The organism is Flavobacterium flevense (assembly GCF_900142775.1).
Taxonomy (GTDB): domain Bacteria; phylum Bacteroidota; class Bacteroidia; order Flavobacteriales; family Flavobacteriaceae; genus Flavobacterium; species Flavobacterium flevense.
Genome location: NZ_FRCC01000016.1, coordinates 22,660 through 47,911, shown reverse-complemented (window position 1 = coordinate 47,911; position 25,252 = coordinate 22,660). Strand labels below are relative to the sequence as shown.

Below are 25,252 nucleotides of genomic sequence, written 5' to 3'. Positions count from 1 at the left end.
TTATGTCTAAAACTACGTATCCATCTGAAAATGCGCTTGCAAAGCAGTCTTCTTTTTTTACATTTATAAAGGAAAAAAGTGTTGCGTTTTTTATTGACGTAGCCAATGTGGTGGATTATTTAAAGAGAATAGTCCGAAACCTTTTTACCAATTCCTTTGAATTTCAGGAGTTTTTAAAACAATCTTATCAATGCGGGAATAAATCAGTAGGCTTAATTTCGATTACAGGAATTATTGTAGGACTGGTTTTAACCATTCAATCCAGACCTCCCTTAGTAGAATTTGGGGCAGTAGGAATGTTACCAGGTATGGTAGCTATTTCTATTATCAGAGAAATGGGACCTGTAATTACAGCCTTAATTTGTGCCGGAAAAATAGGTTCAAGCATGGGAGCCGAATTAGGTTCTATGCGGGTTACAGAGCAAATTGACGCTATGGAAGTGTCTAATACTAATCCGATAAATTTTTTAATTATTCCCCGATTACTGGCGGTAACATTTATGATTCCGTTACTTACGCTGTATGCTGATGCTATTGGGATTTTTGGCAGCTGGTTAGGTGTGAATATCAAAGATGATGTGAGTTTAAAACTTTTTATGACTCAGGCTTTTGATAATGTAGAGTTCATAGATATTATTCCGGCGGTAATAAAATCTTTCTTTTTTGGAGCCGTAATCGGTTTAGTGGGATGTTATAAAGGATTTAATGCAGGAAGAGGAACCGAAAGTGTAGGTATTGCAGCAAATTCTGCCGTAGTAACCTCTTCTTTATTATTAATTATTGTAGACTTAATTGCCGTACAAATAACCGACTTATTATGAAAAAAGAAGTAAATGATAAGGTAGTTATCGATATCAAAGATCTCAGGAAAAGTTTTGGAGATCAAAAAGTGCTTGATGGCATCACGCTTCAGCTTCATAAAGAAGAAAATTTAGTGGTATTGGGAAAGTCGGGTTCCGGGAAATCAGTTTTAATAAAATGCATTGTTAATTTATTAAAACACGATGCGGGAAGTATTAAAGTAGGTAAACACGAATTGACTGATATCAAAGAAGATGATTTAATCGAAGTTCGAAAAAAAATTGGATTCCTTTTTCAAAGTGCCGCTCTCTATGATTCGATGACAGTAAGAGAAAATTTGGCTTTTGCACTTTCCAGACTCAGTAAAGAATTTTCTAAAGAAGAAACAGACCAAAAAATTATGGAAGCTTTAGAAAATGTAGGATTACCGGATTCCATTGATAAAATGCCTTCGGAATTATCGGGAGGAATGAAAAAGAGAATTGGTTTAGCCAGAACATTAGTCGTAAACCCGAAAATCATTTTATTTGATGAACCCACAACAGGTTTAGATCCCGTTACTTCAAGAGAAATAAGTGATTTGATAAACGAAACAAAAGCCAAATTTCGCAATTCGTCTATAATAATCACACACGATATAGACTGTGTAAAAACAGTCGCCGACAGAATTGCAATGATCAAAGAAGGTAAAATTTATAAACAAGGAAGTTTAGAGGAATTCCTGAATGACGAGGATCCCTATATTAAATCATTTTTTAAATAAAAAAATCATGAAAACAAATACTCACGCATATAAAATAAGACTGGGCATTTTTGTGTCTTTAGGGATATTAATTCTGTTTGTAATTATTTTTTTTATTGGTAGTAACCAAAAATTATTCAGCTCAAAATTCAAGATAAATACACAATTTCAAAACGTGAGCGGATTAAATGTGGGCGGACAGGTTCGTTTTTTAGGAATTGCTGTAGGAACTATTGAAAATATAGAAATAATTAATGATTCTACTGTGAATGTCATGGCAATGATGGACAACAAAGTTAAAAAGTTTATCAAAAAAGACAGTAAAGCATCTATTGCGTCAGAAGGTGTTATTGGAGATAAAATTCTGGTAATCTCTCAGGGAAGTGCTAAAGCTGCCGAAATTAAAGATGGCAGTTCTATCAAATCGGTGGAGCCATTAGAGTTTGATAATATTCTCTCCTCCATTAAAGTTACTGCCGAAAATGCCGAAATTATTACCGATGAATTAGCTACCACACTCATATCAATTAATAATGGTGAAGGAACTTTAGGTAAATTATTAAATGATGATGAAGTGGCGAAAGACATGGAAAGAACCATGGAAAATTTAAGAAAAGGATCTAAAGGTTTAGAACAAAATATGGAAGCCGCAAAGCATAATTTTCTTTTAAGAGGTTATTTTAAAAAGAAAGAAAGAGAAAAAGAAAAAGCAAGAGAAGAGGCTGAAAAAGCAGCGGAAAAAGCAGCTGAAAAGAACGCCGAAAAGAAATAACCTAGTCCTCTTTTAAACCAAGCTTTTTTGAGTTAATAATCTAAAGGATTGAGGTATTTTGAAAAAAGCAATTGCTGTAAATTTATTCTAAATTTTAAGCATAGAAATCATGAAAACATTTAAAAAAATAATAATGACTTCTTTACTGTTCGTAACAGTAGGGATAGTGGCTCAAAACACCAAAGACAAGAAGGTAATAAACGATGCCGAAAGAGCTAAAGAAACCCTTTTAAGTAAAGATATGGGGTTGAAAAAATTCTTTAAAGACGCATCCGGTTATGCTATTTTTCCCAATGTGGGGAAAGGTGGTTTTGTTATTGGCGGAGCAAGCGGTAACGGAGTAGTTTATGAAAACGGAACTGCCATAGGGATGACTTCTTTAAAAAAGGTCAACATTGGGCTTCAGGCTGGCGGACAGGCTTTAATTGAAGTTATCTTTTTCCAGAATGATGCAGCTTTAGCGAAATTTAAACAGGGAAATTATGAATTTTCGGCAGAAATGTCTGCTGTTGCAGCAGATAAAGGTCAGGCAGAAAACGCTAATTATAAAGATGGTGTTGTTGTTTTTGCTTTGCCTAAAGCCGGACTTATGGTGGATGCTTCTGTGGGAGGTCAAAAATTTGAATACCACCCTTTTAAATAAGGAACAAAATTCTTTTTTCGAAAATATTTTATTGTAAAAACTGTTTCTTTAATGCTGAGAAACAGTTTTTTTATTTTCGAAAGGACAAAAAAAAGCTGCTCTATCTATTGATAAAGCAGCCGCATAGTAGGGTTTGATTACTAATGATTAGAACTAATACTAATTAGGAATTTTGCCAATCATTAATTTCTTTTTTCAAATCATCCATTTTTTTTCCGGTTTTTTCCTGAATTCGACCTAACATTTCGTCAAATTTCCCTTCAGAATAAGTTACATCGTCATCGGTAAGTTCGCCATATTTTTGTTTAAAGGTACCTTTAATCTGTTTCCATTTTCCTTCTAATTGATCTGTATTCATGATATTAAATTTTAAATTAAAGAATGTTTTTTATTATTAAATAAAAGTACTAGATTTAATAGTGTTTCATTAACTCAAATCAAAGTGTTATTGATGCATTTAAAAAAGCTACTGTGTTTTTTAAGTCAATATATTGTGTGATAAGGTCAAGTGATTTTCTGTTTTATAGGCATATTTGAATTATATGAAAAATGAAGTATAATTCTAAAAATTGAAAATTATGGATATTCCAACGGTCAAAAATGAAAAGCAATATGAAGCACTGCGTGATAAAGGTTACAGCAAAGAAAAATCAGCAAGAATTGCTAATACTCCTAATGCTGGAAAAAAAGGAGGAAAGAGCAAAGCTTATGAAGAATGGAATAAACAAGACTTGTATGAACAAGCTAAAAAAGTAGGTATTCCGGGAAGGTCTAAAATGAATAAAGAAGCACTTATTGATGCTTTGAGAAATAATTAAAATAAATAACATCGATATACTTGTGAACACTATAAACCCAAAAATAATCCGTCAAATTTTTACTCTACTCTTAATTCTACTAACCGGAGGTATGATATTATATGAGATGACACCCTATTTTTCAGGTGTATTAGGAGCTATTACTTTATATGTATTGCTAAAAGGAGCCATGAGCAAACTGGTAAACAGAGGCTGGAAGCCTAACTGGGCTGCGGGATTTTTAATGTTTGTCTCTTTTATAGCTATTTTGATCCCTATAGCGGGAGCCGGATTAATGCTGGGAGATAAAATAGGCAAAGCAGCTCAAAATTCAGAAAAAGTGGTAAAAGCAGTAAAAACCCAAATGGAAAGCTGGGAACATCATTTAGGGTACAATATTACAGATCAAATTGATGCATCTTCAATTTCTAATCGAATAACAAATGGAATTACTAGTGTCCTGGGAAGTGCTGTTAATACCTTTATAGCAGTTTCAATTATGTATTTCTTACTCTATTATATGCTTACAAACCGCAAAGAGTTTCGGGATACACTGATGGAATATATACCCATAAGCAAAGAGAATCTTAAAATAGTAGGCAGGGAAATTCATGCCTCTGTTCGATCTAACTCTTTAGGTATTCCGCTCGTTGCTATTGCTCAGGGTATTGTGGCATTAATAGGATTTTTGATTTTTGATGTTGAAAGTCCGTTTTTTTGGGGAATTGTAGTAACCATCGGTTCCATGGTTCCTTTCATTGGGAGCATGTTAGGAATCATTCCGGTTTTTATATTAACAATATCTAATGGAGATACTTTTCAGGCATGGGGAATTTTACTCTATGGATTCATAGTAGTAGGAATTACAGACAACCTCATTCGCTTGTACGTACTTCGAAAATTAGATGATGTTCATCCGTTAATTACGCTGTTAGGAGTTATTGTAGGTATTCCGCTTTTTGGTTTTATAGGTCTGGTTTTTGGTCCTTTGCTCATTAGTCTGTTTTTACTTATTGTTCGAATTTATCGAAAAGAATATGCTGAAGAAGACAAAGGAAAACTTTAGAATATAAAACAAATTATACCATCAGCATAGCCAATTTATAACTAGTTTGTAGTACTTATTATAAATTGGCTATCGGATGTTTTTTGTAAATCAGTATAAACATAATCCAGACTTTTCCCCAGCAGGTTTCTTAGTTCTGTAAAAGTGTTGGGTTTTATCAAATACCAGTTGGCTCCTTTTTCTCTTAATCTCTCCGCCATTTCATTATCAATGTAGGTCGAATAGATTACTATAGGAATTTTTGAAAACTTGGGTTCATTTCTAATGTCTTCCACACATTCCTCGCCATTCATTAAAGGCATATTTAAATCTAAATAAATGGCATCAGGTAAGGCGTTATGCGAATTTAAAAGCGCATCCATAAGCGTTACGCCATTATCAAATGTTTCGATGCAAATTTTGCTGTCAATTTCGGTTAACGCTTCTTCAAAGAGCATGCTGTCTTCATGATCGTCATCTGCTAGATAAATTAAGAGTGGTCTATAGGTCATCATTACTTTTATGGATTAAATGTGAAGAAAATTATTGTATGTGTTTTTCTAAATTGGCATCCAGACTTATTTCTAAACTGCTGTAAGCCTTACTTACAGGACAGTTTTGTTTAGCTCCTTTTGCAATTTCCTGAAATTGGTCGTCCTGAATTTCAGGTATTTTTGCTTTAAGGGTCAGGTTTGATTTTGTTATCGCACCATCTTCTAAAGTAATTTCACATTTTGTTTCTAAAACTTCAGGTGTAAAACCGGCTTTTGTTAAATCGGCACTTAATTGCATGGTAAAGCAACCAGCGTGTGCAGCAGCCATTAATTCTTCGGGATTAGTTCCTGTACCCTCTTCAAATCGGCTGTGGTACGAGTATTGCATGTTTTCCAATGCTCTGCTTTCTGAAATTAAAGAGCCATTTCCTTCTTTTAAAGTGCCACTCCACACGGCGGTGCTATATCTTTTCATCTTCTAAATTTTTTATGATTTATAAATTGATTGTTTTACGTTTTTTTAGATGCCTCTTCCTGAAATTATATTATACAAGATGGCAATTATAGCAATTACTAACAGTATGTGAATTAAATTTCCTGTTGCCATTCCGGCTGCAAATCCAAAAAATCCAAGAATCCAGATAATAATGCAGATTACGGCTACTAGCCAAAGAATATTTCTCATAATATTAAAATTTTAATGGTTGTTGAAATGGTTGGTTTTATTAAAGACAGCTTTTTGTTTAAAGAACTGCTTAGGGTAAAATTAAATGGAATAATCAGCTCAGTTTAACTCGAATGCAAACAATTTTTAGCGTAATCACAAAAACAGCTGTTTAATGATTACTGTAATTATAACTTACTGTAACAGTTTGAATTAAATATTTGAAAAGGAAATTGAACAGTGTCACATCCCCGTAAAATTTGTCGCTTTCAGCACATTTATCATTTATTATTATAATTATATAACACAATGAAAAAATTATATAACAACACAGGGCTGTTGTTATTGCAACTTTGTAAACCACAGTAATTTATAATAGTATTAAATCACAGTCAGGATGAAAAAGTCAACTTTAAAACAGAAGCTTATTTTATTTTAAAAAAAGCCTTTTTTGTCTCAAAAACTGCTAAATATTATTGTTGATACAGTGGTTTTTTAGAACGAAAAAAACACACCTAAATCCCACAAACTAAGTTAGCCCCTTAGCTTTAATTTTAATAAACCTAAAAAACAAAAAATGAAAAAGATATCAATAACATCCAATAATCTCTCCGTTATTTTTAAACAAATGCAACTACAACTAGGAGGTAAAATTGAAATAAAATCAAAAGAATACAAACTGGTGATTGATAATGAAATTGCTAAAGGTTTTATTTCAGGAGTTTCAATAGAAAATGCGATTGCCTACTTGGAATATGATATTTTTTTTAAAGAAAATGTTTCATTTGAAGGAAAACTTCAAAACTCTAATCTGATTCATTTTGGGTATTGTTCGAAAGGTCAGATGGCACAAAGTTTTGGTGAAGATGGTATACAAAATCATTTAAGCCAGTTTCAGACAGGGATTTTTTCAGGCTCTTCGGAAACCAGTACTCTTTTAACTTTTAAAAAGAATGAAGAAGTCAAAGTGTCCATAATTACCGTAGATATTTTATCTGTTTCTGATATCGAATTAAGAACACAATTGCAAAATATATTTCAAACCACACAAGAGGATAACGACTTTTCATACGTAGGCTCTTTTAACTTGAAAATTGCCGAAAAAATCGAACATCTTAATACCATTAGTCAAAATGGTCTGGTTAGAAATTTATTAATTAACAGCACCGTGTATCTTATTCTGGCTTTAGAAATTGAGCAGCATAAATACGATTTAATCCATACAGAATCCTACTGCAGTTCCCTTTCGCAAGCTGATATGGAAGCCATAAAAGACATCTCAGAATTTATAAAAAACTATCCTGAAATTCAATACAGTTTAAAATATTTAAGCAAAAAATCAGGTTTGTCCCCTTTTAAATTGCAAGAAGGTTTTAAAATAATGCACAATAGAACCGTAACTGATTTTATAAGAAATGTACGGGTAGAAGCAGCCGAAAATCTAATACGAACTACGGAGTTAAATATCTCTGAAATTGTTTACACCATTGGTCTTACCAGCAGAAGTTATTTTTCTAAAATATTCAAAGCAAAGTACAATTGCAGTCCTAAACATTATCAAAACTACCTGAATAATCTTCCTGTTTTGTCTTATTTGTAGCAGTTAGTTTTTTAGCTATAGTTACAACAAAATGAGTACAGCCCATTCTTTTATCAGAATGGGCTGTACTCATTTTGTTATTAAAAGACTTTCTGTTTTAGAGGCATTTTTTTTTATGATTAGCGTCAGTATATGTATTTGAAAATTAGGATTTTCGTGTAGAAGCTTCTCATTAAATGATGGACTTCATTTTTAAATTATTTAGAAATTTTAAAAAATAAAATCATGGATCAGGAAAAAAATAGCAAACCGGAAACTAAAAAAACGGAAGATTTAAAAGCGTATCACAAAGAGATAAAAGATACTGGGATGACCACAAATCAGGGTTTAAAAGTAAATGATACTAATAATTCACTGAAAGCAGGTGAAAGAGGTGCTACTTTACTGGAAGATTTTTTGTTAAGAGAGAAAATTACAAGTTTTGATCATGAACGTATTCCGGAACGAATAGTTCACGCCAGAGGAAGCGGAGCTCATGGTTATTTTGAATTATATGATAGCATTGAGCAATACAGTAAAGCAGGAATTTTTAATGATACCAGTCGTAAAACACCTGTTTTTGTGCGGTTTTCTACGGTTGCAGGTTCTAAGGGTTCTACTGATTTAGCCCGTGATGTACGTGGATTTGCTGTTAAATTTTATACAGATGAAGGTACCTGGGATTTAGTAGGGAATAATATGCCTATCTTTTTTATTCAGGATGCTATGAAATTTCCTGATTTAATACATTCGGTTAAACCGGAACCTCACAGGGAAATTCCTCAGGCAGCTTCAGCTCATGATACTTTTTATGATTTTGTATCTCATTCAACTGAAACGCTTCATAACCAGATTTGGTTAATGAGTGACAGAGCTATTCCCAGAAGTTATCGTATGATGGAAGGCTTTGGGATTCATACTTTTAGATTAATAAATAAAGAAGGGGTATCTCATTTTGTAAAATTTCATTGGAAACCTAAATTAGGGGTGCATTCCGTTTTATGGGATGAAGCCGTTAAAATAAGTGGTGCCGATTCTGATTTTCATCGAAGAGATTTATGGGACGCTATAGAAGCAGGCCAATATCCGGAATGGGAATTAGGAATTCAGGTAGTTGCGGAAAATGACGAATTTAAATTTGATTTTGATTTGTTGGATCCTACTAAATTGATTCCTGAAGAATTAGTTCCGGTACAAATTATTGGAAAAATGACCCTAAACAGAAATCCGGAAAATTTCTTTGCAGAAACAGAACAGGTAGCTTTTTTACCGGGTCATATTGTTCCGGGAATTGATTTTACCAATGATCCTTTATTACAAGGACGTTTATTCTCTTACCGTGATACCCAATTATCGCGATTAGGCGGTCCTAACTTTCATCAGATTCCTATTAATCGTCCGGTAGTTCCCACTCATAACAATCAGCGTGACGGTATGATGCAAACAGAAATTCCTAAAGGACAAACCGCTTATTTCCCAAATAGTATCAGTGCAGGATGCCCTCATTTGGCTAAAATGGCTGAAGGTGGTTTTACTTCTTATGAAGAGCGAATTGACGCCAGAAAAATCAGAACCCGCAGCGAAAGTTTTAATGACCATTTTTCTCAACCGGCCTTATTTTACAGAAGTTTGTCAAAATGGGAACAACAGCACGTAGCAGATGCCTATACTTTTGAATTGGGCAAATGCATGCAACAGCCTATTCAGGAACGAATGCTTTGGGTTATTGCTCAAATCGATGAGGGTTTAGCACAAAAAGTAGCCAAGGGATTAGGTCTTGAAGTGCCTAAATCTATTGAGCAACCCATAAATCAGGCCATTGGTGCTGATGCCGATGTAGAAAAACACCAACCACCTCAAAAGAAAAATTATCTGGATGCTTCCCCAAGCTTAAGTCAGGCTAATACTAAGTTTGACAGCATTGCTACCCGTAAAGTTGCCGTTCTGGTTGCGGATGGTTTTTCAATGGAAAATTTCAGAAAAATGAGTGACGCCCTTACAATGGAAGGGGCTATGGTTAAAATTATAGCACCTCATGGCGGAAAAGTAATTTGTGATGAAAACATGGAACATAAAGTGGATGCCGCAATACTGACTACCGAAAGCGTTTTATACGATGCCGTATATATTCCCGGAGGGACAAAATCAATAGCAACATTAAAAACAGAAGCTAAATTTATAAAATTCATCAACGAAGCCTTTATGCATTGTAAAGCAATTGCTGCAGATGCTCAAGGACAGGATTTACTGGACGCTACTTATGTGGTAAGTTGTAAAAATGACAAAGCGGTTAGCATTAATCAGGAAGCTCAGGCTTTTATTGAAGCTATTGCCCAACATCGAAATTGGGATCGAATGGATGAGGTAAAAAAGATTCCTGTTTAAAAAAAATATAGTAAACACCCGTTGGGTGTAATTAGTTTTTGATGATAATTTTTCGTCAGTTCGAATGATCCCGTTTTCGGACGGGATTGTATCGAGAACAAGAAAAATTTTATTAAAAACGGTTCTCGATACATTTTTTGTTTCGTCCCGAAGTGTCGGGACTGCACAAAAAACACTCGAACAGACGTTTTTAATAATTACACCCACAACGGGTTAGTAAACGTAATTTTAAATAAACAATCATTAAATAATCTTTAAAAATTAGAAATCATGGAAAAATATACAGCCCATTTGAATAATAAATTAAACCATCTTTTAGAAAGAATTCATGATGGTGAAAAAGGTTTTAGAAAAGCCTCTACACATACTGATCATCAGTTTTTGAGGAGGTATTTTGAAAAAAAGTCTCTGGAAAGAGAAAAATTCAGTCAGGAACTGAATAACGTAATCAATACCTACGAGGTTCATGATGACCACAGCGGAAGTATTGTCGGTGCAGCCCACAGAACCTGGATGGATATAAAAGCACTATTTTCTTTTGACAATGACGAGTCTATGCTGGAAGAAGCTATTAATGGAGAGAAAGTGTTGCTGGAGGATTACAATGCTATTCTAAGTGAAGACACACTGCCTATTGGTATTCGTGCTGTTTTGCTTAGCCACAAGGAATTAATTGAAAACGGTCTCAGTGCCATAAAAAAACTGGAAGATTTAAGAGAAAATGCTTAAGAAGCAGCTAAACAAAAAGGGGAAAAACAATTTTTTCCTCTTTTTTATTATAAAGTAATATCATATTAATTTATTTGGGTTATTATTTCTCTTATTAGAGTTAACTATATTCCTTTTTATAGTCTAAATTTGAGAATAGGTCAAAAAGAATTTTCTTAATTAAACATTTTTTTTGAATAGTATTAACCTTTTAAAAATAGAAATTATGTTACGTTGGACAGTTATATTTATCGTTTTAGCTATCATTGCCGGTGTTTTAGGATTTGGTGGAATAGCTGCAGGAGCTGCAAGTATTGCAAAAGTTTTGTTCTTTATTTTCATTATATTGTTTTTGATATCAATAATCAGAGGAAGATAATTGGATAAAAATACGCTTTATTTATCAAGAAGTACATAGCACTGAGGCAACTTTTGTTGGGATGAATAATTATTTATCTTCTGTAAAGTGAATTGCTGCTGAGGAGCATTTTATGAAAATTATAAAAATAAAAACAGAGATGAATCCTGATGATTTCATCTCTGTTTTTTTATGAAATAACTTAAGATAGTTCTCCGGTTTCAAATTCAGGGGTATAGGTTTTAAAAAGTTTCAGGATTTCTTTTTCTGATGGTGAAAAATAAGGATTACTGCTGTTGCTTTTTTTTATTCTGTCGAATGATTTATACAACTGCTTATCCTGATAGGCCTGAACAATTATGGGATGTACATAATATTTCCGGCAGACGTTTTTTGTATTTCCTAAAGCCGAAGCAGTCATTTCATAAGCTTTTAAAATATTGTCTTTTATTTCTTTTTCGGTTTCAGCTTTGTCGAGTTCCAGCAAAGTATTAAAAAAAGATAAAGAAGCTGACCAGGTCCTGAAATCTTTGGCAGTAAAAATTTTTCCGCAAATGGATTGCAGATATTCATTGATATGATTGCTCTTGATGGTTTTTCGCTCTCCATTTTCGTCTATAAATTTAAATAATTCCCAACCCGGGAGTTCTTCACAGCGATTGACTAATCGTATCAGCTTTTTGTTGCGAACCGTAACACTGTGTTCCTTTCCTTTTTTACCTACAAATTCAATCCGCATTTTGTCTTTGTAAATGTTAATGTGTCTTTTTCTAAGGGTAGTAAGACCATAAGTACGATTGGTTTTTTCATAATAGCTGTTACCAATACGAATGTGGGTTTCTTCCATCAGGCGGATAATTAAGGCAACCACTTTTTCTTTAGGCCATCCTTTTTTTTCTAAATCTTTATCTACTTTTTTTCTTATTAAAGGCAGTTTTTTGCCAAAAGAATACATTTTGTAAAATTTGGTATTGTTTCTTATTTTTTTCCAGTCTTCATGATACAGATATTGTTTTCGGTTTTTATTATCCCTGCCTACAGCTTGTAAATGGCTGTTTTGCAGATGACTGATTTTAACATTTTCCCACATGGGCGGAATCACTAAATCTTTAATACGTTGTAAATCGGTCTTTTTTTTAATTGAAATACCATTCTTCAGATAACAGAAGCTTTTGCCTTGTTTTTTTCTGATAATACAAAAATCTTCTTCATGGGCATACACCAGATTGTATTGAGATATAATATTTTCAGGTCCGGTGATTAATTGTTGGAAGGGATCTGTGTGAGCAATCATTTTTGGTGTCTTTTATGTAATATCTAAGGGTGGGAATTTGTACAGTTATACCAAATTTAATTCTCTCTTTACTATTTGTTTAACTTTAAAAGAGAAAAAAATAATCGTATTGCTAATCTGAATACGGCATTTTTATCTTCTTTTTTTAAAATTATCATTTGCGTTAAGAATTTTATTTTTGAGGTTAACTTCCTGCTTTTGTTTAAAATACCTTTAAGATGATAATTAGAAAAAAACATTAAAATATAATGTGGATAATGAACCGGAACAAATTAGCCGAAAGCAAAATTGATGAATACACCATTCGTTAAGTATAATTAAATAGCGATTACTGTCTATAAATTTATAGGTTTTATAATCCTGTACTGTTTATAGACAGTTTTTGTTTTTAATTTTATAAAGTCTTGTTTTTGAGTAAATTAATTTGTTTTTATACTTAAAAAAGCGAATAACTTTAATATTAAAGATACTATGTCAGTTCCTGTAACCCGAAAAAAAATATATTTTAAACCAGATTCCAGCAGGGTAGTAGCCCGATTTTTCAATAATGGCGATGCCCGGACTATTAATTTAGTAAACCGGATTATGCGCTTGTCTGAAGCAGAAGTGATGCACGAACTCGACATTACTTTTAAAGGATTTATAGGAAGGCACAGGAATATTTCGGAGATTTTTTTGAAACATGCTGACAACTATAAAAATCTTATTGAAGAGGCTATAGGAATCAATTATAAAGACCTTTCTTTAGAACGGCGTCTTTTAATTGGGTCTTATAGTACCATGGAGTATTCAATTGAGTCTGCGGCACTGTTTAATCCTTCGATGATAGAAGATTTTGATCAGTCTTTTTTAGCTGAAGGAGAAAAAAGAGTCATCATCTCTTTTAGAGCTACAGGTGAAGGACATTTATCATCGATTGTTTTTAGAAAAGGAATTCTGGATGCTTCCAATAACTTAAAAATGATGGAAGTCCATAAATTTATTCACCTTCCGACAATAAAAAAGAAAAAAGCCTACAATAAAAAGCGATTTATAAAAAAAATGGAGGAGATGCATATTCCAAAAGAATATTCATTACCTATTATGGATTCTTTGCCGGACAGATTTGAATATTATGAATTAAAAGAAGCCGTGAGAAGTATATTAAAAATGGATATTGACGAATCAAAGCGAAAAGCGCTTAAAGAAATGACCTGGTTGGTAGATTCTTATTATGATGTGGAATTTAATGAAAATTCTAAAATTTCCGGCAGGGTTATTTTTCCAATTTCCTCAGCGGAGAGTCGCGGAATTGAAGATGCCCGGTTTGTGCGTTTTAGAGAAGATGACGGAACCGAAAAAATTTATGCTACTTACACCGCTTATGACGGTTTTACCATACTTCCAAAATTGCTTACCACCGAAGACTTTATCAATTTTCGTATTATGCCGATGCATGGTGATGGTGCACAAAATAAAAATTTTGCTCTTTTTCCAAGAAAAATTAAAGGGAAATATGCCATGTTAGCCCGAATTGACGGTGTAAATAATTATCTGTTTTATTCTGACCGGATTACATTGTGGAATAATCCCATTAAAATTCAGGAACCTAAATATCCATGGGAATTCACCCAAATAGGGAATTGCGGTTCTCCTATTTATACAGAGCATGGCTGGCTGGTGATTACGCACGGAGTAGGAGCTATGAGACGCTATTGTATCGGCGCTTCTTTACTGGATTTAGAAGATCCTACTATCGAAATAGGCCGATTAAAAGAGCCGTTACTTTCTCCGTTAGAAGAGGAAAGAGAAGGATATGTACCTAATGTGGTTTATTCCTGCGGGAGTATTATACACAACAATCATTTAATTTTACCTTATGCCGTATCTGATTATGCATCTTCATACGTTACTGTAAATATGGATGATTTATTGGCTGCACTTAAAGAAAAATGATTTTATAAAGAAGAGTGATAATAAAAAAAGGGCTGTTTAAAATTTTTAAACAGCCCTTTCACTTAAACAATATCTTCAAACGCAAATCGTGCCAGACAGTAACTTATGGTAGACTCCGCACCCTGGTTTAAATTTACATTGTAACTTTCTAAACCATCATGACAGCCGCCGGTACAGGGATTGTAAATGATCTGTTTTAATTGGTTATTACCCTGGAACCAGCTAAATGCAATTTCCATTTTGTCATCATAACCTTCAGCAGGGAACGCCTGATGGAATTGCTTTAACGCCAGTATGGTATAGGCTACATCAATAGGCTGTTCACCGCCATTCAGGACTAATTTTTCATCAAAACCTTTGATGAGCCAGCTTTGGTTAGAAATTACCCGAATAGAATCTTCCTGAAATATTTTAGAAAGTAAAAAATCAAAAGTCTCTTTTGCTATCGCTTTAAATTTTAATTCTCCGGTAGCTTTCCAGGCATATAACAGCGATTCAGGCAATACACTATTCGCATAAGTGAGGTAGTTTTCAAACCAATTCCAGTTTTCTTCTGAATGGAAATTATATAAATCAACAAGTTTACTGGCTAAGTCATTTATAATTCCGGTGATTTTAGTATTGTTGAGTTTTACATTAAAAAAGTACAATCCTTTTATGGTAAAAGCCAGAGCACGAGGAGATTTAAATAAATGAATTTTTAAATTAAATTGCGTGATGGCAAACAATATATTTTGAAGCAGAGTAGCATCAAGGTCCAGGTCTTCTTCCATCAGATAATAGGTATAACCCAGTGCCCAGATAGCTCTTCCGTTAGCATCTTCCAGGTTTTCATCTTCGTTTTGTTTCGTGAACTTTTTATCCTTATCTACATAATTTAAAAACAGTCCGTTGTCACGCTGGCATTTCAGAATAAAATTAGCATAGGTTTCTATTAGTTTGACATCTTCCTCGCGTTGTGTTATTTTATAATGGTCACAGGCAGCTATCAATGCTCTTGCATTATCGTCTAATGTGTATCCGGAGTTGATATCCGGGGTATTAATTTTTGAAAACTGTATCACACCTACCTCTGTAGTCATTGCTTGCAAATGACTGAGATTTATCAGCGGTTTTTTATATTTTAGTCGGAACGTTTTTTTCATTAATTCAGAGAAAAGATGTGCATGAGAGATTGCCGAGTTTTCCCAGGAAGTCGCTGCCGAGGTATGCAGTCCTTTCATTTTCATATCCTGTCTTAAGGCATCATCATTTAATAGTTCCTTTACTTTTTGTGCCAGTTGTTCTGAATTTCCAAAATCAAATAATACTCCGTTACCCAGCTGCAAGACTTCTTTAGCATGAGGAATAGGAGTGGAGATTATAGGACATCCGCAACTCACAGCATAAGAAAAAGTTCCACTTACAGCCTGATTAGGATCTTTAGAAGTAAAAACATAACAGTCTGAAAGTTGCAGGTATTCTAATAATTCCGATAGTGGCACAAACTTATTTATAAAACTTACATGGTTCTCTAATTGAAGTGCGGTTACTTTTTGTTGTAAAAAATCTTTGTAAGCGTCTCCTTCGCTATTAAACAGTGTAGGATGCGTTTTACCTACTATAAAAAACATAATAGTAGGATGCTCCTTAATAATTTCAGGTAGTGCATCTAATGTGGTTTCGATACTTTTTCCGGGACCTAAAAAACCAAAAGTCGAAATAACTTTTCTGTCAGATACATTATATTTTTCCTTAAGAAAGGATTTCTCCTGATGTTTTACCAAATGCGTCCCATGCGGAATTATTTTTATTTTATCCAATGGAACTCCATAAGTCTGGCTTAATAAATCTGAAGAGGATTGCGTCATAACAGTAACCATTTTTGCCAAAGCAACTAAGTCTTTTACGTTTTTCTCCAAATCTTTATTAGGATGAGGTAATACGGTATGAAAAGCAATAATGATCGGTTTTGTAAGGCTTTTTAAAAAATCGATAAATGTTTCTTCATTGTTTTTGAATAAACCAAATTCATGCTGAATCATCACTATTTTAGTTCCTTTGTCTGAATTGATTTTTTCAGCAATCTTCTTAAAGGACTCCTGATTATCGGTATTCAAAACCATGTTGACATCTTCTGTAGTGTAGTTATGATTTTCGGTATTGGATTCTACTGCACAAATTTTTATATCAAAACAGCGGTCAAATTTATTTTCCAGCGTATTTTTCAAATCATACGTATAAGTTGCAATTCCGCATTCTCTTGGAGGATAAGTAGCTATAAATTGGATTTTAGGTAATGTTTTGGAACTTTTGCTAAAAGTAGTAGTGTTTTTTAAGTTTTCTTCTTTAAAGGCTTTAATACTCGCCTTGGTTCTTATAGTTGTATTACGTTTCATGATTTCAAAAAATTTGTTACTGTTACACCATCTTAATAGGTTTTTAATAGAGTTGTTGCTAGATTAAGGGGTACAATGGATTTCTAATCCATTAAAGCTAAGTTATATATAAAAAAAAACTGTCATTAGCCTTAAAGAGAAATTTGTTGACCCAATCAGATTAAGTTTTGCTCTATGAAACTGAGAGGCAGAAAAAGTAAAAAATGTATTTTGTAAAACAGAAAACTTAGGGCGAGTATGATAGTCGTGATTATAAAAAACCGACTTTCATTTATTAATCATTAAAATCAGTTTTTCAAAGTGATTTATATGTTTTTATTCTTTTTTGCCATCTCCGGTTAACGTACTAATCACGCCACTTTTTACATTAATCCACAGGTAATTAAAGAAAGATTTGGTGGGATCCCTTTCGGCTTCGATAGTACCGTATCTAAACCCTTCCACATTGGTGTTTTTGTCTCCGTCTTTAATAAAAATATTCCCTATTGCAGTGAGAAACTTATTGATTTTAGAGGTTTTTTTACGCAATATATTGAATTTAAAATCATCATATTTCATTTTCATGATTCCTGATGACTTACTATTGTTACCATTAAAGGTAAAATACATTTGTTGAAGAGTACCTTCGGTAATGACATTTAAATTTGGCTTAAAAAAGGGATTTAAAACAGAAGCAGGCAAGTTTATTACTGAACCTGACACATAAAGCGCGTCTGCCTGATTGTTTACATCAAAACTCCATTTGAGTTCCAGAGGAGCTACACCCATAAATCTGGAATTTATTTGAATGTCCGTTTTTTTAGCATCTTTTAGATTAGAAATGTTATTGACAACAGCATTTACGTTTTTAAAAAATATTTTACCGGCGCTTTTATCAGCTTCCACTAACTCTGCATAAGAGATATATCCGTTCTTGATTTGCGTTTTACGAATATTCAGGTCGAAATTTAATTTTCTTAATGATTTACTGTATAATGGTTTAATGGTAAGATCATCCGGAACTAATTTATCGCGGTAAATTTCTAATTTTGGATCCGTGATTTTAACAGCTGTTGCTGTAACTCCTAAACGTTTATTGGCATAATTAAAATCAGGTTTTTCTAAAACAAGCTCCGGAATTTTTAATTGCATATGATCCCGTTCCTTACTTAGATGTTTCGAAAGTTCCTGCTTAGTATATTTAGGAACGAGTTGTAGATTTTTTATAACAACCTCTTCTTTATTAGTGTTGATGCTGTCAATTTTAAAGCTTTCGTAATCACTGTGGTTAAGCAGGATATTTTTTGCCTTTACATGAAAGTTTTTATAAACTACAGGTACAGTGGCTAATGTCTGTAAATTTATTTTAAGATTTAAAGCTTTTAAATCATAGGCTGAAACAGAAATGGAAATAGAATCGGCTTTGTTTTTCATTACATTCAAATCTCCATTAATAAGATTTAGTTCCCCAATACTTATGGTTTTTAATCCTTTTTCAAGCTGTTTTTCTTTATCTTTTTCCGATTTACTGCGTTGATAAGGATAGTGATTAATTTTTGGATTTATTAAAGTTAAATTTCTTAAAGACACCTTTTCATTAAATAATAAGTCCCAGTACCCAATCCCTTTCAACTGGAGTTTTTCCAGTTTTAAATAAGTATGGTTTTTTGATGTAACACTGTCTTTAATTGCAACAGACGGACGGTATAAAACTATAGTACCCTGTAATAAATTAAGCTCTAAATCAGAATATTGAACGGTAAACAACGACGAGGTTTTGTTAGACAAAAAATCTTTGATATAATTTTTTGCCCACCATTGGGCTACGAAAAAACCTATTACAAAAAAGCTTCCCAGAAGAATTATTATCTTAATATTTTTATTGTTTTTTAAAATCATAAATCATTTTTATCTGTTGTTTGTATGTCAAACCTACGGGTTTTATTTTAATTGTTGTAACTCAAACACCTGCTAAAACGTGAAAAATGCAAATTCTGTAAAAAATCTAAAATATTTTATAAGAAACTTAAAGTCAATGAATCGCATCTTTGTAAAACACATAACTACTATCTCAATGAGGTGCAAACTAGAATAAATCACGTACATAAATCACGATTTGGCCATTAAAAACTAATGGGTAAAAAGGAAGTTAAGTTTATTCTGTTCAGTTATAAATAAACATTCGTTAAATTAAAAAAACAACAAAGATGAAAACAAATGAAACAATTATCGGTGTATTAGGCGGAGTTGCAATTGGAGCTGCTTTAGGAATTTTATTTGCTCCTGATAAAGGAACTAATACCAGAAAAAAAATTGCTGACAAAAGTAACGATGCTAAAAACAAAGCGTTCGAAAGCTTAAGCGGATTATTAGACAATGTATCCGAAAAATGCAATTCTTTACTGCATAAAGGAGAAGATATGGCTGTAAATGGTATGAATACTGTAAACAAAGAGTTTGATACCGCAAAAGCTAATATTAAATAGTATAAAAAATGGAAACAATTGCAACAAACATAGAACTGCTTTATAAAAAAGCTAAAGATTATGCCGAAATTAATATCGAATTAGCAAAGCTAAATGCAGTTGATAAAACCGCCGATGTGATTTCCTCTATATTAGCCAGATTAGTAGTGATTATGATTGTTGCAATATTTGTTTTATTCTTCAGTATTGCTTTAAGCTTGTATTTAGGAGAGTTGCTGGGACAAGATTATCTGGGATTCTTAATTGTTTCCGGTATTTATTTATTGGCTGCAATAATCTTAAATTATTATCGGGATAAAATAATAAAAGAGCCTTTAACAAATGTTGTTATAGCAAAATTATTAAAAAAGAAATCAATTTTAAAACACTCTAATCCTAATCAAGATGGCAGTCTATAAAAATCAAAATACCGAATTAGATAAAGCAATTGCTCGTTTAGAAACGGATAGAGACTTGAAACTGGAAGAATTAAAAGAGCAGTTATCCCTCACTTATGAAAGTATAAAACCTGTAAATATACTAAGGGAATCAATGGAAGATTTTAATAATGCACCTGATGTAAAAAACAATTTATTACAAATTTTAGTGAGTATAACAGGTGGTTATTTATCTAAAAAACTAGTATTAGGGAAATCAAATTCCTTTTTTAAAAAAATTGCCGGCTATCTTTTACAATATGGCATGACAACTTTTATTGCAAAAAAAACAAATCCTAATCCCTAATTAACATGAAAAAATCAATTAATATTTTAGGAATACTATTGGTATTCCTTTTTAGTAATTTTGCTGTAGCGCAATTAAAATCAGAGAATTACGAACGTAATTTTAAATTAGGATTTGGACTCAACGCGGGTTTACCTTTCAATGATCCGTATAATTTTAATCTGGGAGCCGATGCCAGGCTTCAATACAATATATCCGAAACGTACTCTATTTGTTTTACAACAGGTTATAACAATTTGTTTGTAGAGGATGAAGGAACAAATTTTGGTTATGTTCCTGTAAAAGTTGGATATAAAACCTTTATTTTTAGTAATGAATTTTATGTTATGGGTGAGTTTGGTGGTGCTTTTTCAACTACAAAAGCCTATAATAACAATTCTCTTCTTTTTTGTCCCAGTCTGGGATATGCTACTAAATACGTAGATATGAGTGTACGATATGAATTTCTAAAAGACTTTCCTGTTATTAAAGATGGCGTAGCTGATAATGGATTAGGACAAATTATGGTACGATTCGCCTACGGCTTTGATTTATAGCCAATTTCTATTTTTCTTTTTTAATCCAATTCCATTTCTTCAAAAAAATCCGTTTTTTAAAGAAAACAGCTGTCTATTTCAACATAATAAAAACTGATTGTTCAAGTTTAATTTTCCAATAATAAAAACTTACTTTTGTGGTGTTTTTAAAATTAAACTCAATTTATTATGTCTGATACAATCGAAAAAATAAAATGCCTTATTATAGGTTCCGGGCCTGCAGGTTATACTGCGGCAATTTATGCGGCCAGAGCCAATATGAATCCGGTTTTATACCAGGGAATGCAGCCCGGAGGTCAGTTAACTACCACTAATGAAGTTGAAAATTTCCCTGGGTATGTTGATGGAGTTACCGGTCCCGAAATGATGGTACAGTTACAAAAACAAGCAGAACGTTTTGGAGCTGATATTCGTGACGGATGGGCTACTAAAGTTGATTTTTCAGGAGGTATTCATAAAGTATGGATTAATGATGCGATTGAATTACATTGTGAAACCGTAATTATCTCAACAGGTGCTTCGGCTAAATATTTAGGATTAGCTTCTGAACAACATTATTTACAAATGGGTGGCGGAGTTTCGGCTTGTGCTGTCTGCGATGGTTTTTTCTATAGAAATCAGGAAGTTGTAATTGTTGGAGCAGGAGATTCTGCCTGTGAAGAAGCACACTATTTATCTAAACTTTGTAAAAAAGTAACTATGTTAGTAAGAAGCGAAAAGTTCAGAGCTTCTAAAATCATGGAAGAACGTGTACGTAAAACCGAGAATATCGAGATTTTATTAAATCATGATACTGTTGAGGTTTTAGGAGATGGTCAGGTGGTTGAAGCAATCAAAGTATTGAATAAAACGACTAATGAAACGTATGATATTCCTGCAACTGGTTTCTTTGTCGCTATTGGTCATAAACCGAATACTGATATTTTTAAAGAGTATTTAACGCTGGACGAAACAGGTTATATTATCAATACACCGGGAACATCTAAAACAAATATTGAAGGTGTTTTTGTAGCCGGAGATGCTGCTGATCACGTATACCGTCAGGCAATTACTGCTGCGGGAACAGGCTGTATGGCTGCTCTTGATGCCGAAAGATATTTGGCTGCTAAAGAATAATTTCGTTTTAATTAAAACATAAAAAAGGCTGTTTTCATTGTTTGAAAACAGCCTTTTTTAATAGCGTTTTTTGGATGCTTATTTTTTAGAAAGTTTTGCTTTATCCGTAAACTTGTTCATTTCAATTTTTGCTTCTCCGTAAAGTTCTGTCTCTGTGTCTTCGCTGGCACTGATAACAATATCTTTTTTAGCATTTACGATAGCTTTGCTTTTTCCTTCTGTAATCAGTTCAATTTTTCCTGTCTCTAATTTAGAAGCCTCTAATTCACAATCGTTAGCTAAGCGAATAACAGCGGTATTGGCTTCACCTTCAATCTCCGCTTTTGTGTCCTGATACAAATCCAGCGCTAAATTATCTGTTTTTAGTAAAGATTTTAATTCAGCATCTTTAGACAGTTCAATTTTTGATGTTTCGCTTTTTAAATTCAGCTCAATTTCCGAATCACCATCTCCCTGTAAAGCAAAAGCTTTCGTACTGGCATTCATTAATACTTTCGAATCATCAAAGGTTTTGATGGTGAAATTATCTGTTATAATTTCCTGAATGGCACTTACAACAGCTTCGTTTTTAGCAATAACCGAATTAAATTGGGCGGTATAAGTAACTTTTACTTTTAATGATTTACTTTTTATAATTCTTTTAGATGTAGAAAGGCGTAAAACATTATCGGTAACCTCAATAGCGATAACTTCCATTAAATTGTTATCGGCTTCAATTTCGACTCCGGCAAATTCGCCTCTTTCCAAGGAGACCTCTAAGTTGTCTTCGACTTCAATACTGCTAAAATTACCTATGTTTTTATGTTTTTTGACTACTGTTTTAGAGCCACTTATTTTATCTTTCTTTTGTCCAAAAAGAATGGTTGTCGATAAAAATACTAAAAGGACAATGCTGATTTTTTTCATGTTTGATAAGATGTTTATATACAAATATAAAAAAATCGCCTCTTTATTAGGAGACGATTTCTGTTTTAATCTGATTATTTGCTTTCAAAGCTGATTTCTCCACCGGAACTGCTTGTTTTTTCAATCTGTTTAGGGGCGATATCATATTCAATTTTACTTCCGCTGCTGGCATCTGCTTTTAGGCTCACGATAGGATGTACACTTATTTTTGAGCCGGAAGATGCTTCTGCGATAACATTGTTTACAAGTAAATCTTCGGCATCAATCCTGCCGGCACTTGATGTATTTGCCTGTAAATCCAGAGCCATTCCTTTAAGATCAATTTTACTGGCACTGCTGGATTCGGACTCAATTTTTTCAAACTCTAAGTTCAGTTTTATTTCCCCTGCACTGGAGGAATTTAAAGTAATATGGTTTCCTCTTAAAATCCCTTTATTTTCTATTTTTGAAGCCGAATTGGATTCCAGTTTGTTGATAACGGGTAGTTTTACAATCACTTTTTTAGTAGCTGCATCGTAGATTTTAGTACGCTTGTAGCCAAAAATGGTGAACGTAGTGGTATTAGTAGTATTGGATACATACAAAGTCCCGTTTTCTACTTTTGTCTTTATTTTTTTCTGAAAATTTTCATCAGTAATCACAGTAACTTCAATATTATCTGACTGTTCAATAATTACATTAATTCCGCTGCTTACATTGATTTTATTAAAATCTTCGTTAAAATGTCGGGTTTCATGAGTTATATTTCCTGATGATCTTACGGTTTTTATGGTTTCATTGCTATCATAGTTGATACAGGAAGTAGTACATAATAGGATCACAAATGAGAGCAAAAGACAGGGATGAAATTTGGTTTTTAGCATAATCAATAGGTTTTAATAATGATACCGTTTTTATCTACCTTTAGTTTAGAAACCCCATTTACACTATCTTTTTTTACTGTAATTCCATCTTCATTAACAGTTACTGAAGCAGATTCGTTGTCGTTTTCCAAGTTGCTATCAGTACAATTTAAACAGGATACTTCAAAAGCATTCACTTTATATAGAGCTTCGTTCATGTCGTGATCTAAATCAAAGAAATCATCATCTGATCGATCGTAATCATTAGCGGAAGAATCCACTTTAAAAACAGTTCCTTCAGTTAGAAATAAGGTAATTTCAACTTCCTGATTTCTAAATTTATTCTTTAAATCGGTCAGTAAGTAATTGTCAAATACAAGTTGGTTTCCAATTATTTTATATTCGTAACGAATTTGATCCGCATTTTTTCTGGCTTCGGAAAAAGACTTTCCTTTGGCTTCTTTTTCGATTTGAATATAAGAATAATTCTCGTTTGATTTTTTTATTCGAAAACGCACTTCATTCGAATAGATGATATCATTATTAGTTGAATCAGTCGTGATTTTAAATTCAGAACGATCATAAATGTCTTTGGCAAAAAAATCATTGTGTTTAAATTTAACAAGCAAAGTATCTTTTACAGCCAGAGTAAGTGTTTCTTTTTTAACAACACGACCATCCATTGCAAAGGCTGAGGCTTGCTTGATACCAAGAGCAATTACTAAGGAAATAGCGATAATCCAAAGAGCCAGCAAGGTATATTTAGCAATAGAACCAATCGATTTTGTATTAGGAGCCAATAGTTTAAATCCTAACAAAGTAAGGAAAAAGAACGGAATACCTGCTGCAAAAAACATCAGTAATCCAAAGACCCAAATAGGATAATCGGTAAAATTACCTGATTCAACAAATCCCTGCCACGGCAGTTCAATAAAAGAATTTGTTCCTAAAGTAAAAACACCAATCAGTAAAAATGCCAGCGTACTAAGCCCTGCAATGATTAAGAAAAGCCCCAGAAACTTAGCGATTATTTTAAAAAAACCAATGATAAGATTTCCTAATGAGTTTCCCACTCTGTTAGCACCTGTTTTGATCTGATTTCCATATTTATCATAATCGGCATTTTTTATTTTTTCTGAAACGTTTTCAAATTCCTGCCTCACTTTTTTTTCGATATTCGAAATATTGACAGCCTCTCCGGTCATTTCCAGTTTTTCGGATGTAGTTTTTGCTTCGGGAGTTACAATCCACAAAATAATATAGGCGATAATTCCTGTTCCAAAACCGGCAAAGATAAAGAGCACTAATATAATTCGAATCCAGACTGCATCAATCCCAAAATAATAACTCAATCCGGAAGCAACACCACCAATCATTCCTTTTTCGCTATCGCGGTACAGTTTTTTAGACTTAATTGCAGTGTTGTATGGTGTGTTTTCAAATGATTGTGGTTCGTCTTCAATGATATAATCTTCGGGTTGTCCCATCACAGCAATAATGGCATCAATATCATTTAAAATAACTACCTGCTTATCATTTTTTAGTTTTTCATTCAGTAACTCCGCTATTCTCATTTCAATATCTTTGATTACTTCATCTTTTCCGGATGAATTTGAAAGTGAGCGCTTAATTGCGTCAAAATAGCGAGATAGTTTTTGGTATGCATCTTCGTCAATATGGAAGAACATTCCGCCTAAGTTGATGTTTACAGTTTTATTCATGACTCCGTTTTTTGATTTGTGATTAGGTTTACGGCATTGGATAATTCGGTCCAGGTTCCATTAAGTTCGTCCAGAAAAGTCTGTCCTGTTTCAGTGAGACCATAGTACTTTCTGGGTGGTCCTGAAGTGGATTCTTCCCATCGGTAATTTAACAATCCGTCATTTTTTAGTCGTGTTAATAAGGGATAAATAGTTCCTTCTACGACTAACAGTTTTGCGTTTTTTAAGGTTTCCAATATTTCGGATGTATAGGCATCCTGCTGTTTTAAGACAGATAAGATGCAAAACTCGAGAACACCTTTTCGCATCTGGGCTTTTGTGTTTTCAATGTTCATATGATTTTATTTT

At 33.1% G+C, this 25,252-nt stretch carries 27 protein-coding genes; 16 read left to right on the top strand and 11 right to left on the bottom strand.

The window, feature by feature from the left end; translation table 11 throughout:
* The first annotated feature begins 2 nt into the window (after nt 1–2).
* The 4 genes from BUB89_RS17015 to BUB89_RS17000 all read left to right on the top strand — a co-directional run bounded on the left by BUB89_RS17015 (nt 3) and on the right by BUB89_RS17000 (nt 2,958).
* The gene (locus tag BUB89_RS17015; RefSeq protein ID WP_083552971.1) at nt 3–821 is read left to right on the top strand and encodes an MlaE family ABC transporter permease; all 819 of its coding nucleotides are present in this window, start codon (nt 3–5) and stop codon (nt 819–821) included.
* The gene (locus BUB89_RS17010; RefSeq protein ID WP_073247301.1) at nt 818–1,564 is read left to right on the top strand and encodes an ABC transporter ATP-binding protein; all 747 of its coding nucleotides are present in this window, start codon (nt 818–820) and stop codon (nt 1,562–1,564) included. Before BUB89_RS17015 ends, BUB89_RS17010 begins: the two co-directional genes overlap by 4 nt.
* A 7-nt stretch (nt 1,565–1,571) precedes the next feature.
* Nucleotides 1,572–2,315, top strand: a complete 744-nt coding sequence (locus tag BUB89_RS17005) for an MlaD family protein (RefSeq protein WP_073247325.1) — start codon at nt 1,572–1,574, stop codon at nt 2,313–2,315.
* Between the two features lie 109 nt (nt 2,316–2,424).
* Entirely contained in the window at nt 2,425–2,958 is a 534-nt protein-coding gene (locus tag BUB89_RS17000) for a lipid-binding SYLF domain-containing protein (protein ID WP_073247299.1), read from the top strand.
* Between the two features lie 163 nt (nt 2,959–3,121).
* Here BUB89_RS17000 and BUB89_RS16995 read toward each other — a convergent pair whose 3' ends face one another.
* On the bottom strand, nt 3,122–3,316 hold the full coding sequence (locus BUB89_RS16995; protein WP_073247297.1) for a CsbD family protein: 195 nt from the start codon (nt 3,314–3,316) through the stop codon (nt 3,122–3,124).
* Nucleotides 3,317–3,536: 220 nt separating this feature from the next.
* On the opposite strand from BUB89_RS16995, the gene BUB89_RS16990 reads away from it, so the two are divergent.
* Together BUB89_RS16990 and BUB89_RS16985 are read left to right on the top strand one after the other, a co-directional pair.
* Entirely contained in the window at nt 3,537–3,776 is a 240-nt protein-coding gene (locus BUB89_RS16990; RefSeq protein WP_073247323.1) for a DUF7218 family protein, read from the top strand.
* Nucleotides 3,777–3,798: 22 nt separating this feature from the next.
* The gene (locus tag BUB89_RS16985; protein WP_073247295.1) at nt 3,799–4,821 is read left to right on the top strand and encodes an AI-2E family transporter; all 1,023 of its coding nucleotides are present in this window, start codon (nt 3,799–3,801) and stop codon (nt 4,819–4,821) included.
* 41 nt (nt 4,822–4,862) lie between these two features.
* Here the strand turns inward: BUB89_RS16985 and BUB89_RS16980 are convergent, their stop codons facing one another.
* The 3 genes from BUB89_RS16980 to BUB89_RS18030 are packed head-to-tail and all read right to left on the bottom strand — an operon-like array spanning nt 4,863 to nt 5,979.
* Complete coding sequence (locus BUB89_RS16980; RefSeq protein ID WP_073247293.1) at nt 4,863–5,315, bottom strand: response regulator; 453 nt, start codon at nt 5,313–5,315, stop codon at nt 4,863–4,865.
* Between the two features lie 28 nt (nt 5,316–5,343).
* Nucleotides 5,344–5,769, bottom strand: a complete 426-nt coding sequence (locus tag BUB89_RS16975) for an OsmC family protein (protein WP_073247290.1) — start codon at nt 5,767–5,769, stop codon at nt 5,344–5,346.
* A 45-nt stretch (nt 5,770–5,814) separates the two neighbouring features.
* A complete protein-coding gene (locus tag BUB89_RS18030) occupies nt 5,815–5,979 on the bottom strand; it encodes a lmo0937 family membrane protein (RefSeq protein WP_141384572.1) in 165 nt (54 codons plus the stop codon).
* A 556-nt stretch (nt 5,980–6,535) separates the two neighbouring features.
* Here BUB89_RS18030 and BUB89_RS16970 point away from each other — a divergent pair.
* The 4 genes from BUB89_RS16970 to BUB89_RS16955 all read left to right on the top strand — a co-directional run bounded on the left by BUB89_RS16970 (nt 6,536) and on the right by BUB89_RS16955 (nt 11,009).
* Nucleotides 6,536–7,558, top strand: a complete 1,023-nt coding sequence (locus BUB89_RS16970) for a helix-turn-helix domain-containing protein (RefSeq protein WP_073247288.1) — start codon at nt 6,536–6,538, stop codon at nt 7,556–7,558.
* Nucleotides 7,559–7,783: 225 nt separating this feature from the next.
* A complete protein-coding gene (locus BUB89_RS16965) occupies nt 7,784–9,922 on the top strand; it encodes a catalase (protein WP_073247285.1) in 2,139 nt (712 codons plus the stop codon).
* A gap of 270 nt (nt 9,923–10,192) precedes the next feature.
* On the top strand, nt 10,193–10,651 hold the full coding sequence (locus BUB89_RS16960) for a ferritin-like domain-containing protein (protein ID WP_073247282.1): 459 nt from the start codon (nt 10,193–10,195) through the stop codon (nt 10,649–10,651).
* Nucleotides 10,652–10,856: 205 nt separating this feature from the next.
* Nucleotides 10,857–11,009 carry a DUF1328 family protein gene (locus BUB89_RS16955; RefSeq protein ID WP_073247280.1) on the top strand — a complete coding sequence of 51 codons (153 nt, stop codon included), beginning with the start codon at nt 10,857–10,859 and terminating at the stop codon, nt 11,007–11,009.
* A 181-nt stretch (nt 11,010–11,190) separates the two neighbouring features.
* Here the strand turns inward: BUB89_RS16955 and BUB89_RS16950 are convergent, their stop codons facing one another.
* Entirely contained in the window at nt 11,191–12,282 is a 1,092-nt protein-coding gene (locus BUB89_RS16950) for a DNA topoisomerase IB (protein WP_073247278.1), read from the bottom strand.
* Nucleotides 12,283–12,753: 471 nt separating this feature from the next.
* Here BUB89_RS16950 and BUB89_RS16945 point away from each other — a divergent pair, with 471 nt between their 5' ends.
* The gene (locus tag BUB89_RS16945; protein WP_073247276.1) at nt 12,754–14,217 is read left to right on the top strand and encodes a glycoside hydrolase family 130 protein; all 1,464 of its coding nucleotides are present in this window, start codon (nt 12,754–12,756) and stop codon (nt 14,215–14,217) included.
* A 62-nt stretch (nt 14,218–14,279) separates the two neighbouring features.
* Here BUB89_RS16945 and BUB89_RS16940 read toward each other — a convergent pair whose 3' ends face one another.
* Together BUB89_RS16940 and BUB89_RS16935 are read right to left on the bottom strand one after the other, a co-directional pair.
* Nucleotides 14,280–16,595: a glycosyltransferase gene (locus BUB89_RS16940; RefSeq protein WP_083552964.1), complete on the bottom strand. Its 2,316-nt coding sequence runs from the start codon at nt 16,593–16,595 to the stop codon at nt 14,280–14,282.
* 315 nt (nt 16,596–16,910) lie between these two features.
* Entirely contained in the window at nt 16,911–18,473 is a 1,563-nt protein-coding gene (locus BUB89_RS16935) for a DUF748 domain-containing protein (RefSeq protein WP_073247274.1), read from the bottom strand.
* Between the two features lie 308 nt (nt 18,474–18,781).
* On the opposite strand from BUB89_RS16935, the gene BUB89_RS16930 reads away from it, so the two are divergent.
* The 5 genes from BUB89_RS16930 to trxB all read left to right on the top strand — a co-directional run bounded on the left by BUB89_RS16930 (nt 18,782) and on the right by trxB (nt 21,435).
* Nucleotides 18,782–19,060, top strand: coding sequence for a YtxH domain-containing protein (locus BUB89_RS16930; RefSeq protein ID WP_073247272.1), 279 nt, complete (start codon nt 18,782–18,784; stop codon nt 19,058–19,060).
* An 8-nt stretch (nt 19,061–19,068) separates the two neighbouring features.
* Entirely contained in the window at nt 19,069–19,458 is a 390-nt protein-coding gene (locus BUB89_RS16925; protein ID WP_073247270.1) for a phage holin family protein, read from the top strand.
* Nucleotides 19,445–19,783 carry a hypothetical protein gene (locus tag BUB89_RS16920; protein WP_073247268.1) on the top strand — a complete coding sequence of 113 codons (339 nt, stop codon included), beginning with the start codon at nt 19,445–19,447 and terminating at the stop codon, nt 19,781–19,783. The genes BUB89_RS16925 and BUB89_RS16920 overlap by 14 nt, the downstream gene beginning before the upstream one ends.
* A 5-nt stretch (nt 19,784–19,788) precedes the next feature.
* Complete coding sequence (locus BUB89_RS16915) at nt 19,789–20,319, top strand: hypothetical protein (RefSeq protein ID WP_073247265.1); 531 nt, start codon at nt 19,789–19,791, stop codon at nt 20,317–20,319.
* A 168-nt stretch (nt 20,320–20,487) separates the two neighbouring features.
* Entirely contained in the window at nt 20,488–21,435 is a 948-nt protein-coding gene (gene trxB / locus BUB89_RS16910) for a thioredoxin-disulfide reductase (RefSeq protein ID WP_073247263.1), read from the top strand.
* A 78-nt stretch (nt 21,436–21,513) separates the two neighbouring features.
* Here trxB and BUB89_RS16905 read toward each other — a convergent pair whose 3' ends face one another.
* The 4 genes from BUB89_RS16905 to BUB89_RS16890 all read right to left on the bottom strand — a co-directional run bounded on the left by BUB89_RS16905 (nt 21,514) and on the right by BUB89_RS16890 (nt 25,239).
* A complete protein-coding gene (locus tag BUB89_RS16905) occupies nt 21,514–22,341 on the bottom strand; it encodes a GIN domain-containing protein (protein ID WP_073247261.1) in 828 nt (275 codons plus the stop codon).
* 74 nt (nt 22,342–22,415) lie between these two features.
* Nucleotides 22,416–23,204 carry a head GIN domain-containing protein gene (locus BUB89_RS16900; protein WP_073247259.1) on the bottom strand — a complete coding sequence of 263 codons (789 nt, stop codon included), beginning with the start codon at nt 23,202–23,204 and terminating at the stop codon, nt 22,416–22,418.
* A 2-nt stretch (nt 23,205–23,206) separates the two neighbouring features.
* Complete coding sequence (locus tag BUB89_RS16895; protein WP_073247257.1) at nt 23,207–24,904, bottom strand: PspC domain-containing protein; 1,698 nt, start codon at nt 24,902–24,904, stop codon at nt 23,207–23,209.
* Nucleotides 24,901–25,239 (bottom strand): PadR family transcriptional regulator, encoded by a 339-nt coding sequence (locus BUB89_RS16890; protein WP_073247255.1) that lies wholly within the window; start codon nt 25,237–25,239, stop codon nt 24,901–24,903. The genes BUB89_RS16895 and BUB89_RS16890 overlap by 4 nt, the downstream gene beginning before the upstream one ends.
* Nucleotides 25,240–25,252 lie beyond the last annotated feature (13 nt).